1 protein-coding gene is annotated in these 1,181 nt (G+C 61.4%); it reads left to right on the plus strand.

What is annotated here, in order from left to right; genetic code table 11:
* Positions 1-1,176 (plus strand): elongation factor Tu (tuf, locus tag AC2FML_RS19205; RefSeq protein WP_170361708.1); only part of this gene is annotated, 1,176 nt, incomplete at its 5' end.
* Positions 1,177-1,181: the final 5 nt, after the last annotated feature.

Here is a 1,181-nt window from a genome sequence, read left to right on the forward strand (position 1 = left end):
ATGGCAAAGGAAAAGTTTGAGCGTAATAAGCCGCACGTCAACATTGGCACGATTGGCCACGTTGACCACGGCAAGACGACGCTGACCGCAGCAATCACCAAGTATTTCGGCGACTTCAAGGCGTATGACCAGATTGACGGTGCGCCGGAAGAGAAAGCGCGCGGCATCACCATCTCGACCGCCCACGTGGAATACGAGACCGACAACCGCCACTATGCGCATGTCGACTGCCCCGGCCACGCTGACTATGTGAAGAACATGATCACCGGTGCGGCGCAGATGGACGGCGCGATCCTGGTTGTGAACGCCGCTGACGGCCCGATGCCGCAGACCCGCGAGCACATCCTGCTGGGCCGCCAGGTTGGCATCCCGAAGATGGTCGTGTTCCTGAACAAGGTTGACCAGGTTGACGACGAAGAGCTGCTGGAACTGGTTGAGATGGAAGTTCGCGAACTGCTGTCCAGCTACGACTACCCCGGCGACGACATTCCGATCATCGCAGGTTCGGCTCTGGCCGCGATGGAAGGCCGCGACCCGGAAATCGGCGAGAACAAGATCCGCGAACTGATGGCGGCCGTTGACGAGTACATCGACACGCCCGAGCGCGCTGTTGACCAGCCGTTCCTGATGCCGATCGAAGACGTGTTCTCGATCTCGGGCCGCGGTACCGTTGTGACCGGTCGTGTCGAGCGTGGTGTGATCAACGTTGGCGACGAGATCGAAATCGTCGGCATCCGCGACACGCAGAAGACCACCTGCACCGGTGTCGAGATGTTCCGCAAGCTGCTGGACCGCGGTGAAGCCGGCGACAACATCGGCGCCCTGCTGCGTGGTGTTGACCGTGACGGCGTCGAGCGTGGCCAGGTTCTGTGTAAGCCGGGCTCGGTGACTCCGCACACCAAGTTCGAAGCCGAAGCCTACATCCTGACCAAGGAAGAAGGCGGCCGTCACACTCCGTTCTTCGCGAACTACCGTCCGCAGTTCTACTTCCGTACGACTGACGTGACCGGCACAGTGACCCTGGCCGAAGGCACCGAGATGGTCATGCCCGGCGACAACGTGTCGTTCGGCGTTGAGCTGATCGCCCCGATCGCCATGGAAAACGGTCTGCGCTTCGCCATCCGCGAAGGCGGCCGCACCGTCGGCGCAGGCGTCGTGTCCAAAATCATCGAGTAAGGCGC

The sequence above is a fragment of the Ruegeria sp. BHSC029 genome (assembly GCF_059613085.1).